Annotated in this window: 9 protein-coding genes and 1 tRNA gene; 2 read left to right on the plus strand and 8 right to left on the minus strand. The window is 62.5% G+C overall.

Going from position 1 to position 14,945, the window contains the following annotated elements:
- Positions 1-164 precede the first annotated feature (164 nt).
- Together BLQ49_RS00795 and BLQ49_RS00800 are read right to left on the minus strand one after the other, a co-directional pair.
- Positions 165-1,121 carry an FkbM family methyltransferase gene (locus BLQ49_RS00795; RefSeq protein WP_091712511.1) on the minus strand — a complete coding sequence of 319 codons (957 nt, stop codon included), beginning with the start codon at positions 1,119-1,121 and terminating at the stop codon, positions 165-167.
- A 1,154-nt stretch (positions 1,122-2,275) separates the two neighbouring features.
- Positions 2,276-2,950, minus strand: a complete 675-nt coding sequence (locus BLQ49_RS00800; protein ID WP_091712513.1) for an FkbM family methyltransferase — start codon at positions 2,948-2,950, stop codon at positions 2,276-2,278.
- Positions 2,951-3,740: 790 nt separating this feature from the next.
- Between BLQ49_RS00800 and BLQ49_RS00805 the strand changes: the two genes are divergently transcribed.
- Positions 3,741-4,817, plus strand: a complete 1,077-nt coding sequence (locus tag BLQ49_RS00805; RefSeq protein ID WP_091712515.1) for a glycosyltransferase family 4 protein — start codon at positions 3,741-3,743, stop codon at positions 4,815-4,817.
- A 393-nt stretch (positions 4,818-5,210) separates the two neighbouring features.
- Here BLQ49_RS00805 and lon read toward each other — a convergent pair whose 3' ends face one another.
- From lon to BLQ49_RS00830, 5 genes are all read right to left on the minus strand, one after another.
- Positions 5,211-7,637 (minus strand): endopeptidase La, encoded by a 2,427-nt coding sequence (lon, locus tag BLQ49_RS00810; RefSeq protein WP_091712516.1) that lies wholly within the window; start codon positions 7,635-7,637, stop codon positions 5,211-5,213.
- A 247-nt stretch (positions 7,638-7,884) separates the two neighbouring features.
- Positions 7,885-9,156, minus strand: coding sequence for an ATP-dependent Clp protease ATP-binding subunit ClpX (gene clpX / locus BLQ49_RS00815; RefSeq protein ID WP_091712519.1), 1,272 nt, complete (start codon positions 9,154-9,156; stop codon positions 7,885-7,887).
- Positions 9,157-9,340: 184 nt separating this feature from the next.
- A complete protein-coding gene (locus BLQ49_RS00820; protein WP_091712521.1) occupies positions 9,341-9,967 on the minus strand; it encodes an ATP-dependent Clp protease proteolytic subunit in 627 nt (208 codons plus the stop codon).
- A gap of 127 nt (positions 9,968-10,094) precedes the next feature.
- Positions 10,095-11,510, minus strand: a complete 1,416-nt coding sequence (gene tig / locus BLQ49_RS00825) for a trigger factor (protein WP_091712523.1) — start codon at positions 11,508-11,510, stop codon at positions 10,095-10,097.
- Positions 11,511-11,641: 131 nt separating this feature from the next.
- A tRNA-Leu gene (locus tag BLQ49_RS00830) sits at positions 11,642-11,726 on the minus strand.
- A 147-nt stretch (positions 11,727-11,873) separates the two neighbouring features.
- Between BLQ49_RS00830 and BLQ49_RS00835 the strand changes: the two genes are divergently transcribed.
- A complete protein-coding gene (locus BLQ49_RS00835; RefSeq protein ID WP_091712525.1) occupies positions 11,874-13,337 on the plus strand; it encodes a multicopper oxidase family protein in 1,464 nt (487 codons plus the stop codon).
- On the opposite strand, the gene BLQ49_RS00840 is transcribed toward BLQ49_RS00835, so the two are convergent.
- Complete coding sequence (locus BLQ49_RS00840) at positions 13,330-14,835, minus strand: NAD(P)H-hydrate dehydratase (RefSeq protein ID WP_091712527.1); 1,506 nt, start codon at positions 14,833-14,835, stop codon at positions 13,330-13,332. The genes BLQ49_RS00835 and BLQ49_RS00840 overlap by 8 nt on opposite strands.
- Positions 14,836-14,945 lie beyond the last annotated feature (110 nt).

A 14,945-nucleotide genomic window follows, 5' to 3' on the forward strand; every position in this document is an offset into this window, starting at 1 on the left:
GTTCGGCTCATACCCTGATGAGTTGACGAAACTCTCGTGCGGACATCTACGAAACAATCAACTGGAGACCTGAGTCCAAAAATATACTACCGTCGTCACCGTTATAGGCGGCAGAGAGTGTGTCCTGATCCTCGATACGGATCGTGTTCTGCAGGAAAGCGGGTTTATTTACGCAGTATCAAATCATAATTCGTTCCGATGTCATGTCTTTCTGCGCCGAATCGTTCTTTTAAAGCAGAGATCGTATCCTCAATTGAAAGATCGGATTTTCTATTCAACCCGTCGCCATTGTGAATTTCGCAGCGCGAAAAATTGTTTGCTATAAAATCTAGCACGGCGGTGTAGTCGCCCCCGAGCCTGCTCAATAGGTATGGAGACCATTCTAATATGATCAGCTCAGCTTTCGACAAGACGGAGTGCCCCCCCAGAAAAACAAAGGGCTCAGCGCCTTGGACGTCGATCTTAACAGCTATAGGACCGGCAATCTTTTTCTCGAAAGAATCTAGCGGAACTGCCCGAACAGTAATCTGTGGCCTGAGTTGCTCCTCCTCCTTACCTGGCTTGCTTCCATCAAGCCTTATTCTATGATCTCCCAAGTTCATATTGTTTAACTCAAACTTCAATTCCGACTCTTCGCTGAACAGCGCAAGTTGAAGCAACTCGTTGTTACCCTGAACGCAATTGAGCAAAATATTCCTTGTAAGGTTCGCGAAATTGATCGGTTCAGGTTCAAATGATATGCTCTTAACGTTAGGAAACCTGTTTACAATAGGTATAGTGGTTAAACCGATATTTGCGCCGATGTCGAGAAAAGTTCCACGTCCGTTATTTTCAGTAAAGAAGTCGACAAAAATATCTACAGTCGACTTAGCCCATTGCCCAGTCTCCGCATAGGTTTTGTGTACAATAAAATCATTTGGGGCGCTGATTATAACCCCGCTCTCCCCATTGGCGATAACCCCGGTTATGCCGGAAAATGGCGCGAACGCAGCAACTGCCTTCCGTCCATACTCCTTGGCGAATAACTCATCTTGAGCGACCGCGACAATCAGGCCCTTCCTCAGTTTTTTTGGGACAAGCTTCAGCGCTGCTGCAAATGAGGATATGACAATCTCTTGCATCTGTTTCTTCCAGTCGCACGCGGGGAATAACCGAAGACACTCATCGTAGGTTCTATATTGGTTTACAGTCTAGCGTTTTACTACATGCCACACACGTCTTCCGGCACTTTATACAAAAATTTAATTCAGGTGGTCAATATGGCAGAGGCTACTTAAGTTTCTTCGCCGACCGGCGCGCGTTACATCCATAGTGCGCCTTTTTATTACGCCAATAAAGGGTCACCATCTGGCCGCCAGTGGAAGATATATTATAATAAATTCTGAAAACGGCCAAGACGACTCAGCGTTGCGGCGAAACAAGTCCTCGCATTAGCGCTGATGATTAGCGCTTGTTACCCAAAAAGGACGCTTGCAAGTCCTCGAATGTTGTCAGCGATACTCACGAAAGCTACATTTACTCGACTTCGGCTGTCGTGAGCAACCGTGACGATGTTGGCATGCACGCCGTGCTTCGTCCGGAGGTACACAAGTTATACACGAGAACGCAGGCCAGCCGTCGGAAGTCGTAACAGGGAGTCGAGCTGTGCCTCATTGCGGCAGCGCATGTGATCCTCGCAGCAACTCAGCTACTGGCTGCCGACTCTCAGAGGCGCACCATTGGTCCTGACCCAACGTCCGAGCTGGTCCAGTATGAACGCGACTTGCATCACCGTCAGAGCGCTTGTGCCGTTGTAGTGAGCGGAAGCCCTTTCGCTCCTTGCCGAAGCCGCATTGCTCCGTGGGCTTTCTGGGTCGTTGTGTTGCCTTCGTTGAGAACCTGTTCCACGACGCGCCGGCCCATATGGCAAAAGTCGTACCTCCGCATAGCGGAACCGAAGATCAGCAGAGCCCTGCTCAGCAAACGCTACGAAGCCCCGACGATCAGGTGCGGTCACGCTGCAGTCACGGCTTCCCATCCGCAACCTTCATCGGGTGGAGCATTCTTAATGCCTCAGCAACGCGTCCCATCCATGCAGCGCGTCCGCTCTGCAGGGGCAACCGTCCGGCATCCACGCCCGCCACGAAAGGCCCCATTCATGTTGGAGGCGCATCCGGCGGCCGCATCGCAGCGACCACCTGCATCATTTTTGGTTCCCTCTCGTAGAATTTAGGCAACAATCCGATCTGAAAATCAGAATCGCTGTCACCAACTCACGGATCCGATTCGAGAACGCTTATCCGCGAAAGATTTCGAATTTTTCCGGAACAAAATTTTGATTGATGTTTAAAAACTTTTCCCGAAACACATCGTTCCTTATGAAACACGCATCCGCCTGCCAAAAGGCGCTGTCGTAATAGCAAGGCTCAAAAAAATCGAAGAGTGTGTACCCCATTTCCGCGACTGCCGACATCCTCGGCACCAGTTCAAACCTTGGAACTTCCACAACAATGACCGGGATATCTTGAACATGTCGCCGCGCTCCTGCAAGAACCTGAAGCTCAAAACCGTCGACATCTATCTTAAGTAAATAAGGCCCGGTTTCATCATTCCGGTCGAGAAAATCATCGATCGAGGTCATATCGACTTGACGCTGTGCGCCATGGGAGCCGCTCCCGATGCTGCTATGCGTAATAGAATCCCCACCAACAATCGACGTTGTCTCTAACGCGGTACTTCCTGAAGATTCGGACACCGCCGCGCGAACAAGCCTGTAATTAACGTTCGCGTAATTACGCGCAATCTCGGCCTCAAACTCAGCAACCGGCTCAAAAAGAATATGTCTCTTATCCGGGAAGGCTTCTATGAGTTCCGGTGTTCCGACAAAGACGCCAACATCGAGTATGCTGCTGAAATTGATCTGACGTTCTTTCAGAACTTCCAGACCGTTCGATTTCGTGGGAGCCCGCATTTATCCGTCCTGGCGTTTTGGCAAGCGATTTTGCAGTATGCACCTTATCCGGGGCGGATCGCAAATCCAAGGCCTCGACGGATGGCCGCTGCTCAGCCTTGCTGCTCTGCTTCGCACGGCCGGTTGAGAGAATCGGCTAACCGCTGCAACGATGTCGGTGATGGGTTTGATCGAGACGCGTCGTCGTGCCCTTCGGTTGCGCTTGGTGATCTCGCGTTCGATCGCCGCCGGCAGCGCGTTGAGTGTATCTAGCCGGACGGGAGCGTTTCCAGCCAGTCGCAGTCAAACGTTCTACCTCCGTGGCATTGAGGAGCCGGCAGATTGCCTGTCCCGTTCTACCGCCACACACGCCTCACCATGCGCCAGAAGCCCCAACCAAAGGATTGCCCATAGGAGCGGTATGGTAACCCCCGACATCCACTTCGGGCGAGCTGTCGAGGTTGTTGTTACCAGTCAAAAACGGATCGAGCCCTCACTTGGCAAGAAGGAGCCCATCGCAGCGACCTTGATACGGGCCTGCGCCGGATCAAATAGGGGCTCAGCATTGATAGGTTGATGAGCGGAGCGGCAACGATGCCGCCACGCTTGACAGCCGCCAAGATGCTTCACCGTCCTGAGGCGATAAACCAATACCGTCCACTGAAACATTCAATACGTTGAGTTACGCGCGCAACATATTGACATTCCGCCGCGCTCATGGTGGTTGTTTTCCCGGTTAGCTTAACGATATGTTAGTAAAACGCAGCATGGTTATGACAGTTGTTCGGGCGAGAAGTAGGGCGAATAATCGATGACCCCCGACCCAAAGACTTGGAATGTTGATTTCACGCTCGCGCTCCACAACCGAACCGGAAAATATTTTTACGGTCGAGATATTATAGATGACAATACAAATCTTATAGAACAGGTTTATGCATGGCGGGTTCCATTAAGCGGTGCTTCCAGCTATCTAGCGTCCCGAATAGTCGACCGGCTTTGGTCGATGGAAGTAAAAGCGCAAACGTGGCTCGGGATAGAATTCAGCGCCTTTGGACGGCATAGGCATACGATCCATATGGATCCGCTGACTGTTGTTGCCGCTAAATTGACCGGTGACGATCTGGTTATCTGTCATGATCTTGGGGTGCTGACGCATCCAGATCTTTTCGAGCCAAGGGTCACGGCCCTTTATCGACTGGCCTACGCAAAAATTGGCGAACGTCGCCCTCGGATGGTGTTCGTCAGCAGGGCATCAGAACAGGCTTTCATCAAGACGATAGGAAAGCCTATGCGGTCATCTGTGATATACCCTCCCCTGAGGTCCGACGTTACAGCTGGCCCGGAAAGCCCCGTAGAAGGCATCAATACGCCTTACCTTCTCACTGTGGGCAGTCTTGGACATCGCAAGAACCAAAAGGCTCTCATTGATGCTTTTGCGCAGTCAGGGCTGCACCAGCAGGGTGTTGCCTATGTGCTGTGTGGCGCACATGAGCCAGGCGCGGGTGACGTGCTGAAAGCCGCCGAGGCCACGCCGGGCGTCCATGTCTTGGCCTACGTATCCGATGCTCAGCTGCGCTGGCTTTATCGAAAAGCCACGGCTTTCGTTTTAGTCAGTCGGCTTGAAGGCTTCGGAATTCCGGTCGCGGAAGCGATCAACCACGGTCTCATCCCATTGGTGACGCGAGAAAGTGTACTCGAAGAGGTGGCCGGAGAAGCTGCGTTGACCGCAGATTCTTCGTCGATCGACGAAATGGCTGCCCAAATGCGCAACCTTGTTTCGATGCCCGAAAGCGAGAAACGGCAACGTCAGGCGCTTCTTGGCAAAGCCGTGGAGCGGTTTTCGCGCGCAGAGTTCAAAACGAACTGGCGAAACGAGCTGAGCAGTTAAGTTGTCGATCGGGCCGTGGAGTGGTGCGGCTGATGATCCTGCCGGTGGCGGACGATGGGCTTAAACCGCTGCAAACCAAGAATCCGCCGTCCATACGGCTCGTGGCTAGACCGTTGCGTTGAACGGCACGCGTCGGTTCGGTGCACCGAGACAGCATGGCTAGCAGATGGCTGGTGCTGCAGTTCGCGGGATGACGGGCCCAGCGACGCCCGGTGGCCGTGCGCAGCTCGACCCGGCGAACCAAGTGAGCCGAGCCGTGCCCGGAGACGCGGTCGATCATCGGAATGCTGGTGTTCGGATTGATCGGTCTGCAACACGTCCCGCCGTCGAACGCAAAAAGCCCCCGGGGCAATCCCCGGGGGCCTTCTTGTCACCGTCTCATCAGCTATACGGTCAGTGCGCCACGAAGGTAGCACCATCCTCCTCGGTTCGGGCGGGCTTGGCCACGGGCAGCGGCTCTTCCCACTCGATCGCGACCGGCTGGCGGACCAGCGCCTTCTCTAGCACCTGATCCATCCGCGAGACCGGGATGATCTCCAGCCCGTTCTTCACGCTGTCGGGCACCTCGGCGATATCCTTGGCGTTCTCCTCGGGGATCAGCACCGTCTTGATGCCACCGCGAAGTGCCGCGAGCAGCTTCTCCTTCAGGCCACCGATCGGCAGGACCCGGCCGCGGAGCGTCACCTCGCCGGTCATCGCGACCTCGCGGCGGATCGGGATCCCGGTCAGCGTCGAGATGATCGCGGTGGCCATGGCGATGCCGGCCGATGGCCCGTCCTTTGGGGTTGCGCCCTCCGGAACGTGGACGTGGATGTCGCGCCGGTCGAACAGCGGCGGCTCGATCCCAAAATCGATCGCCCGGGAGCGGACATAGCTCGCTGCCGCCGAGATCGACTCCTTCATCACGTCCTTCAGGTTGCCGGTAACCGTCATCTTGCCCTTGCCGGGCATCATGACGCCTTCGATCGTCAGCAACTCGCCGCCGACCTCGGTCCAGGCCAGCCCCGTGACCACACCAACCTGATCGTCCGCGTCGATCTCGCCGTAGCGGAATTTCGGCGGGCCGAGGAAGACGGGGAGGTTCTCCGGCGTCACCGCGATCGACTTGGTCTTGGTGATGAGGATCTCCTTCACCGCCTTGCGGATCAGGTTGGACAGCTCACGCTCCAGGTTGCGAACGCCGGCCTCCCGCGTGTAGCGGCGGACCAGCATCATCAAGCCATCATCGTCGATCGACCACTCGTGTGTCCCCAAGCCGTGCTTCTTCAGGGCGTTCGGGATCAGGTGCTTGCGCGCGATCTCGACCTTTTCCTCTTCGGTGTAGCCGGCGATGCGGATCACCTCCATCCGGTCCATCAGCGGGCCCGGGATGTTGAGGGTGTTGGCCGTGGTCACGAACATCACGTTCGAGAGGTCGTAATCCACCTCCAGGTAGTGGTCGTTGAAGGTGCTGTTCTGCTCAGGGTCCAGAACCTCCAGGAGCGCCGCCGACGGATCGCCGCGGAAATCCATGCCCATCTTGTCGATCTCGTCGAGCAGGATGAGCGGGTTCGAGGTTTTGGCCTTGCGCATCGACTGCACGATCTTGCCGGGCATCGAGCCGATATAGGTCCGGCGGTGACCGCGGATCTCGGCCTCGTCACGCACGCCGCCGAGCGACATCCGGACGAATTCGCGACCCGTCGCCTTGGCGATGGACTTACCGAGCGAGGTCTTGCCGACGCCGGGGGGACCGACGAGGCACAGGATCGGACCGGTGAGCTTGTTCGCGCGCTGCTGCACCGCGAGGTACTCGACGATCCGCTCCTTGACCTTTTCGAGGCCGAAATGGTCCTCGTCCAGCAGTGCCTGGGCGCCGAGCAGGTCCTTCTTGATCTTCGAGCGCTTGCCCCACGGGATGCCGAGCATCCAGTCAAGGTAGTTGCGCACGACGGTCGCCTCGGCCGACATCGGTGACATCTGGCGCAGCTTCTTCAGCTCGGCCGTCGCCTTGTCGCGGGCTTCCTTGGTGAACTTGGTCTTCTCGATCTTCTCCTCGAGTTCGGCCAGTTCGTCACGGCCATCCTCGGAGTCGCCCAGCTCCTTCTGGATCGCCTTCATCTGCTCGTTCAGGTAGTACTCGCGCTGGGTCTTCTCCATCTGCCGCTTGACGCGGGTCCGGATGCGCTTTTCCACCTGAAGCACGGAGATCTCGCTCTCCATCAGCGACAGCACGCGCTCCAGGCGCTGCGCCACCGTGGGCGTCTCCAGGATGCCCTGCTTGTCGGAGATCTTGACGAGCAGATGCGAGCCGATCGTATCAGCGAGCTTGGACGGCTCGTCGATCTGAGTCACGGCGGAGACGACCTCGGGCGAGATCTTCTTGTTCAGCTTGACGTAGTTCTCGAACTCCGAGAGCACGGAACGCGCGAGCGCCTCGGCCTCCACGCGGTCACCGAGCTCGTCGTGCAGCGCCTCCGCAGTCGCCTCATAGTACTCGTCCGAGCGGGTGAAGCTCGTGACCTTGGCGCGGCCGACACCTTCCACCAGCACCTTCACGGTGCCGTCGGGCAGCTTCAGAAGCTGGAGCACGGAGGCAAGGGTGCCGATCTTATAGATCGCATCGGTCGCCGGATCGTCGTCGCCCGCGTTGATCTGGGTGGCGAGCAGGATGTGGCGGTCCGTACGGACGGCCTCCTCAAGGGCGCGGATCGACTTCTCGCGGCCCACGAACAAGGGCACGATCATGTGCGGGAAAACGACGATGTCGCGCAGGGGGAGGACGGCGTAGGTGCCTGTCGAGCCCGGGACCACCGGCTGGCGCGATTTCGACTGTGACATGCTGACTTCCTCTCAGGGACGCCCGGGTTCGGCGCCCATGCATGGGGCGCGCCTACAGCCAGGGGCCGACCGGGCCGCGAGGGTCGGGGCTTTCTGGGACTTTGCGGCTGGTAACGCGGACCGCGCCTCGAAGGAGCGTGCGGCCACCGCGCTGAGCCTGAGGTGGCTGCGGCGGACATCGTTTTCAAGATGTTCCGCGCAGCGCGCCCGGCCGAAGCCGGGCGCTTAATGCAACCCTACCAAGCGCTTACGCGCTGACGCTGGCGGGTGCGTCCTTGTTGCGGTCGCCGTGGATGTAGAGCGGGCGCGACTTGCCCTCGACCACTTCCGGACCGATCACGACCTGCTCGACGGATTCGAGGCCCGGCAGATCGTACATCGTGTCGAGCAGGATCGTCTCCAGGATGGAGCGCAGGCCGCGGGCGCCGGTCTTCCGCTCGATCGCCTTGCGGGCGACGAGCGACAGGGCATCGTCCTGGAAGGTCAGGTCGACATTCTCCATCTCGAACAGCCGCTGGTACTGCTTGACCAGGGCGTTCTTCGGCTCCTGCAGGATCTTCTTCAGCGCGGCCTCGTCGAGATCCTCCAGCGTCGCCAGGACCGGCAGACGGCCGACGAACTCGGGGATGAGACCGAACTTCAGCAGATCCTCCGGCTCGACCGAGCGGAAGATCTCGCCGGTACGGCGGTCGTCCGGGGCCTGCACGGTCGCGCCGAAGCCGATCGAGGTGCCCTTGCCGCGCTGGGAGATGATCCGCTCCAGCCCCGCGAAGGCGCCGCCGCAGATGAACAGAATGTTGGTGGTGTCGACCTGCAGGAATTCCTGCTGCGGGTGCTTCCGGCCGCCCTGGGGCGGGACGGAAGCGACCGTGCCCTCCATGATCTTCAGGAGCGCCTGCTGCACGCCCTCGCCCGACACGTCGCGGGTGATCGACGGGTTGTCGGACTTGCGCGAGATCTTGTCGATCTCGTCGATGTAGACGATGCCGCGCTGGGCCCGCTCGACGTTGTAGTCCGAGGCCTGGAGCAGCTTGAGGATGATGTTCTCGACGTCCTCACCGACATAGCCGGCCTCGGTGAGGGTCGTGGCGTCCGCCATGGTGAACGGCACGTCGAGGATCCGGGCGAGCGTCTGCGCGAGCAGCGTCTTGCCGGAGCCGGTCGGCCCGATCAGCATGATGTTGGACTTAGCCAGCTCGACGTCGTTGTGCTTCGTCGCGTGCGCCAGCCGCTTGTAGTGGTTGTGCACCGCGACCGAGAGGACCTTCTTGGCGAAATCCTGGCCGATGACGTAATCGTCGAGGACGCGACGGATTTCCTTCGGGGTCGGCACGCCGTCGCGGCTCTTCACCAGCGAGGATTTCGACTCCTCGCGGATGATGTCCATGCACAGCTCGACGCACTCGTCGCAGATGAACACCGTCGGGCCGGCGATCAGCTTGCGGACCTCGTGCTGGCTCTTGCCGCAGAACGAGCAATACAGCGTGCTCTTGGAGTCGTTGCCGCCAGTCTTGCTCATATCGGTCTCCGATTCCTCGCATCCGCGGCCGGCTAGGGGCGAATGCGCATCCTGTCAAAATAAGGGGGCCTGCCTAAAGAAACAGTGTGCTGCGCGTCTTTGACCGTAGGCCCGGTCTCGGATGCAAACACGCTGCCGCGGCGGGATCAAGGCCACGCCGCGGCTGTCCGGGGTCAGGGTCCGATCAGGCGGCCGCCGGCTCCGGACGCTTCTCGATCACCTCGTCGATGAGGCCGAACTCCTTGGCCGCGTCGGCGGTCATGAAGTTGTCGCGCTCGAGCGCCGTGTGGATCGCGTCGTAGTCGCGGCCCGTGTGCTTCACGTAGATCTCGTTGAGGCGCCGCTTCAGCGCCTCGATCTCGCGGGCGTGGATCAGGATGTCGGTCGCCTGCCCCTGGAAGCCACCCGAGGGCTGGTGGACCATGATCCGGGCGTTCGGCAGGGCGAAGCGGTGGCCGGGCTCACCGGCGGTGAGCAGGAGCGAGCCCATCGAGGCGGCCTGGCCGACGCAGAGCGTCGTCACCGGGCAGCGGATGAACTGCATCGTGTCGTAGATCGACAGGCCGGAGGTGACCACGCCGCCGGGGGAGTTGATGTAGAAGGAAATTTCCTTCTTCGGGTTCTCCGCCTCGAGGAACAGCAGCTGCGCCACGATCAGCGATGCGCCGTAATCCTCCACAGGCCCGGTGAGGAAGATGATCCGCTCGCGGAGCAGGCGGGAGTAGATGTCGAAGGCGCGCTCGCCGCGGCTCGACTGCTCGACGACCATCGGCACGAGCGCGTTGTTGTAGACGTCGATCGGATCTCTCATCTCGTCCTGCCCAGAGTGAGGTCCGGGGCTGCCGCGAATCAGGGCAGCCCCGGACATGTCAGCGAACACCGGCGATGCTTAACCATCGCCTAATCCTTGCCCGCCGTCCTCGGGGACAGGGCGGGACTCAGTCGGCCTTGGCGTCTGTCTCGGACTCGCCCTTGGCCTTGTCTGCCGGCTTGTCGCCGGTCGTGTCGTCGTCATCATCGTCTGCGAAAAGCGCCTCTTTCGAGACGGGCTCCTCGACGAGTTTGACCTGCCCGAGGACGTGGTCAACCACCTTTTCCTCGAACAGGGGCGCGCGGAGTTCCGCGAGCGCCTGCGCATTCTTCCGGTAGAAGTCCCAGACCTGCTGCTCCTGGCCCGGGAACTGCCGGACCCGGGCGATGAGGGCCTGGTTCACCTCGTCATCCGAGACCTTGATATCGGCGCTCTCGCCGACCTGTGCAAGCACGAGACCGAGCCGGACCCGGCGCTCGGCGATCTTGCGGTACTCGGCCTGGGCCTTCTCCTCCGTGGTGTCCTCGTCCGCGAAGGTCTTGCCCCGGGCCTTGAGGTCCTGCTCGACCTGGGCCCACACGGCCGCGAATTCCTGCGCCACCAGGGAGGGGGGCAGCTCGAACGCGTACTTGGTGTCGAGGGCGTCGAGGAGGTCCTTCTTGAGGCGGCGGCGCGAGGCCGCCTCGAAGTCCCGGCCGATCGCCTCGGACACGGCCTCGCGGAGCTTTTCCAGCGATTCCATGCCCATGGACTTGGCGAATTCGTCGTCGACCTTGGCCTCGCCCGGAGCCTGGATCTTCGTGACCGTCACGTCGAACTCGGCATCCTTGCCGGCGAGCTGCTCGGCGCCGTACTCGGCCGGGAAGGTCACCTTCACGAGGCGCTTGTCGCCGACCTTGGCGCCGACGAGCTGGTCCTCGAAGCCCGGGATGAACGAGCCGGAGCCGATCTCCAGGTCGATGCCCTCACCCTTGCCGCCCTGGAACTCCTCGCCGTCGATCCGGCCGACGAAGTCGATGGTGACGCGGTCGCCGCTCTGGGCCTCGGCGCCCTCCTCCCGCTCGGCGAACGGACGGCCCTGGCCGGCCATGCGCTCCAGCGCCTCGTCGACCTCCGTGTCGGAGGGCTTGGCGACCTGCTTGGTCAGGCTGACGTCCGAGAGGTCGGCGAGCTCGAAGCTCGGCATCACCTCCAGGGCCACCTTGAAGGCGAGGTCGCCCTTGGCGTCGAGCGCCTTCTCGACCTCGGCCTGATCGGTCGGGAACTCGACCTGCGGCTCCAGGGCCAGCTTGAGGCCGTTATCGGTCACGATCTTGCGGTTGGCCTCGTTGACGGCATTCTGCACCACCTCGGCCATCACGGAGCGGCCGTAGACCTTGCGCAGGTGCGCGACCGGCACCTTGCCGGGGCGGAAGCCCTTCAGCTGCACCTTGTCCTTCATGCCGGACAGCTCGGAGGTCAGGCGCTCCTCGAGTTCCTGGGCGGCCAGAAGAACCTGAAACTCGCGCTTCAGGCCCTGGGCGTTGATCTCGGTCACCTGCATCGTCGTCGTCGCTCTTCAAAAAACCTGTGGTCGCCGGCCAGGCCGGCGTCGTGCTCGTGCAGACCGGGATGCCGAGACGTCGGGAACGGAGCCGGGGCGGTCCGCCTGGGACCGCACCCTCAGAGACGTCCTGGTGCGGGCGGAGGGGCTCGAACCCCCACGTCTTGCGACACTGGAACCTAAATCCAGCGCGTCTACCAGTTCCGCCACGCCCGCGCGCGCCGACATCCGGCGCATCGCCGGCCGCCGGAAGCGGGCCCTATAGCATGGGCCGGCGAGCCCGCAGCAAAAAACTTGTCCTGTGGCGCCGGGGCCGCCACCCCGCTATGGAGCGGGCCCGTCGCGAGAAGCCGCCGAGATCTCATGCCGCCACCCCGCCCCGTGCCGCCGACCGATTCGCAGGCCGGCGCGCCGTCGCGCAGGACCCTGCTGGCGGCAGCCACCGCCTTCGGTCTCGTGCCGCAGATGGGCCGGGCGCAGACACCGCCCCCCGCCGCGCCCGCCCCCGCGCAGGCGGAACCCGCTGCCCTGCCGGCGGCCCCCGGCAAGGCGCGGTTCCGGCCGGCGCCAGCCTCGGAGACGCCGGTCTGGTGCTTCGACGGCAAGGCCCTGCCCCCCACGATCCGGGTGAAGCTCGGGCAGCCGGTGCGGCTGAAGGTCGAGAACCGGACCGACAAGCCCCTGTCGCTGCACTGGCACGGGGTGCGGATCATCAACGCCATGGACGGCGTCGGCGGCGTGACCCAGGCGCCGATCCCCCCGGGTGGCGATTTCCTCTACGCATTCACGCCGCCGGATGCCGGCTCCTACCTCATCCGCCCCCTGGTGGTCGGCGGCGCCAGCGAGCCCTCGGGCCGCGGCCTCGCCGGAATGCTGGTCGTCGAGGAGACGAACCCGCCGGCCGTCGACGCGGATGTCAGCGTAATCCTTCAGGATTGGCGGCTGGACGACGACGGCACGCTCATGCCGTTCGGGCAGGTGCCGCTCGCCGCGGCCCATGGGCGCCTCGGCAATCTCGTCACCGTGAACGGCAAGCCGGTGCCCGATACCTTCGAGGCCCGCCCCGGCTCCCGGGTCCGCCTGCGGCTGGGCAATGCCTGCAACGCCCGGGCGACGCGCATCAAGTTCGAGGGCGTGAAGGTCTACGTGGCGGCGGTGGACGGGCAGCCGACCGACACGTTCGAGCCGCTGCGGGCCACCCTGCCCTTCCCACCCGGCACCCGCTACGACCTGATGGTCGACCTGCCGGAGGAGGAAGGCGCCACCTGCGGGATCCACGCGCTGATCGGCAAGGGCCTGATCCTGGCCAGCGTCACCACCAAGGGTCCCAAGATCACCGAGAAGCGGCCGCCGATCAGCCCGATCGGCGAGAACAAGCGCCTGCCGGCCGAGATCAAGCTTCAGAACGCGATGCGCCGCGACATCGTGATCACCGGCGGGGCGTTCGTACCGAAAGACAAGAAGGACGGCGCCAGCTCCGATCCGGTCTATACCGGCGACCCGAAAAAGATCTGGTCGGTGAACGGCGTCAGCGGCACCACCAGCCTTCAGCCAATCTTCGCCGTGAAGCGGGGCCAAGTGGTGGTACTCGCCCTGCGCAACGAGACCGCCTTTCCGCAGGCGCTCCACCTGCACGGGCACTGCTTCCGCCTGCTCCACCCCCTGGATGACGGTTGGGAGCCCTACTGGCTCGACACGTTCCAGTTGCTCGAAGGCCGGACCGCTCGAATCGGCTTCCTGGCCGACAATCCCGGGCGCTGGCTGATCAGCGCCACGGTTCTGGATCGGTTCGATACCGGCCTCTGGACGATGTTCGAGGTTACCTGAGGGCCGCTTCCGTCAGACCGCCGAGGACCGCAGGCATCAATTCCGGAATGTCCTCGGCGATCAGGCCCGGCCCGTGGCGCAGGCCGGCATCGCCATGGAGCCAGACCCCGGCGGCGGCGGCCTCGAAGGGCGGCATGCCCTGGGCCAGGAGGCCGGCAATCAGGCCGCCCAGGACGTCGCCCGACCCGGCGGTGCCGAGATAGGGGCTGCCGTGGTCATTGATCGCCACCCGCCCGTCCGGTTCGGCGATCACGGTGTCCGACCCCTTATAGACCACGACGGCGCCGGTCAGGGCCGCCGCTGCGCGCGCGCGGGCAACCTTGTCGGCCCCCTCGGCCACGGCCTCCGTGCCGTCGAACAGCCGCGCGAACTCGCCGGCATGCGGCGTCAGTACGGCCCGCGCATCCCCATCCGCCAGATGCGCGGCGAGGAGTCGCGCCTGCCCGGAAAAGCTCGTCAGCGCGTCGGCATCGACGACGAGGCCGCGCCCGGCCGCCGCCGCAACCGCGACGCGTTCCCGAGTCGGCTCGCCGGTGCCGAGACCGGGGCCAGCCAGAACCACGTTGAGGCGTTCGTCGGTGAGCAGATCGTCGAGGTCGTCACCGGTCTCGCAGGGACGCAGCATGATCGCCGTGAGGTGGGCAGCATTCTCAGCTAGGGCGCTTGCCGGCGAGGCGACCGTCACGAGGCCGGCTCCGACCCTGAGGGCACCGCGGGCTGCCAGCCGCGCCGCTCCGGTCTTGGTGGCGGGGCCCGACAGCACCAGAGTGTGGCCGCGGGTATATTTATGACTGGCCCCGGTGAGCCGGGGAAACATCGTCGCCCAGAGGTCCGGCCCGTTCCGGTAGAGCGGCGCACCGCAGGCGGTCAGGCCCTCCTCCAGAGCTGCGGCCCCCGTGCCGATATCCGCCACGCTCAGCTGGCCGCACAGGCTTCGCCCCGGCTCCAGAAGATGGCCGGGCTTCAGCGTGACGAAAGTGACGGTCGCGGTCGCCCGGATCGCCGCGCCCCGGACGGCGCCGGTATCGCCGTCGATGCCGCTCGGGACGTCGACCGCGAGGACGGGACATCTGCTCGCGTTCACGGCCTCCACCAGTGCGCGGGCCTCACCGTCGAGATCACGCGACAGACCCGCCCCGAACAGCGCGTCGATCACGAGATCGCAGGATGGCAGTGCCGTGGACGCGGCGTGTTCAATCGGGCCGGTCCAGGCTTCGGCCGCCCGGGCAGCATCGCCCGTGAGCGCCGCGCGATCGCCGAGCAGCCGTAGATCCACCGCATAGCCGCCCTCTGCCAGGAGGCGCGCGGCCACGAAGCCGTCGCCACCGTTATTGCCGGGTCCGCAGAGCACGAGGGCGCGCCCGCCGGTCGGCAACCGCGCCCGTGCCCGAGCCGCAACCGCGGCCCCAGACGCCTCCATAAGGGTGATGCCCGAAATCCCGCCGGCGATCGCCGCGGCATCGACCGCCCGCATGGCCGCCACCGTCAGCAACCGCATGTTCCCCTCCACCCTTGCTCGCGCGTCGACCAGGTCCGATGAAAAATTCGGCATCTGATCGAAAATTGCCTACAGAATGCGCATCCCTCGCGCTGACATAAGGCATTCTT

This window comes from Methylobacterium phyllostachyos, assembly GCF_900103445.1.
GTDB lineage: Bacteria > Pseudomonadota > Alphaproteobacteria > Rhizobiales > Beijerinckiaceae > Methylobacterium > Methylobacterium phyllostachyos.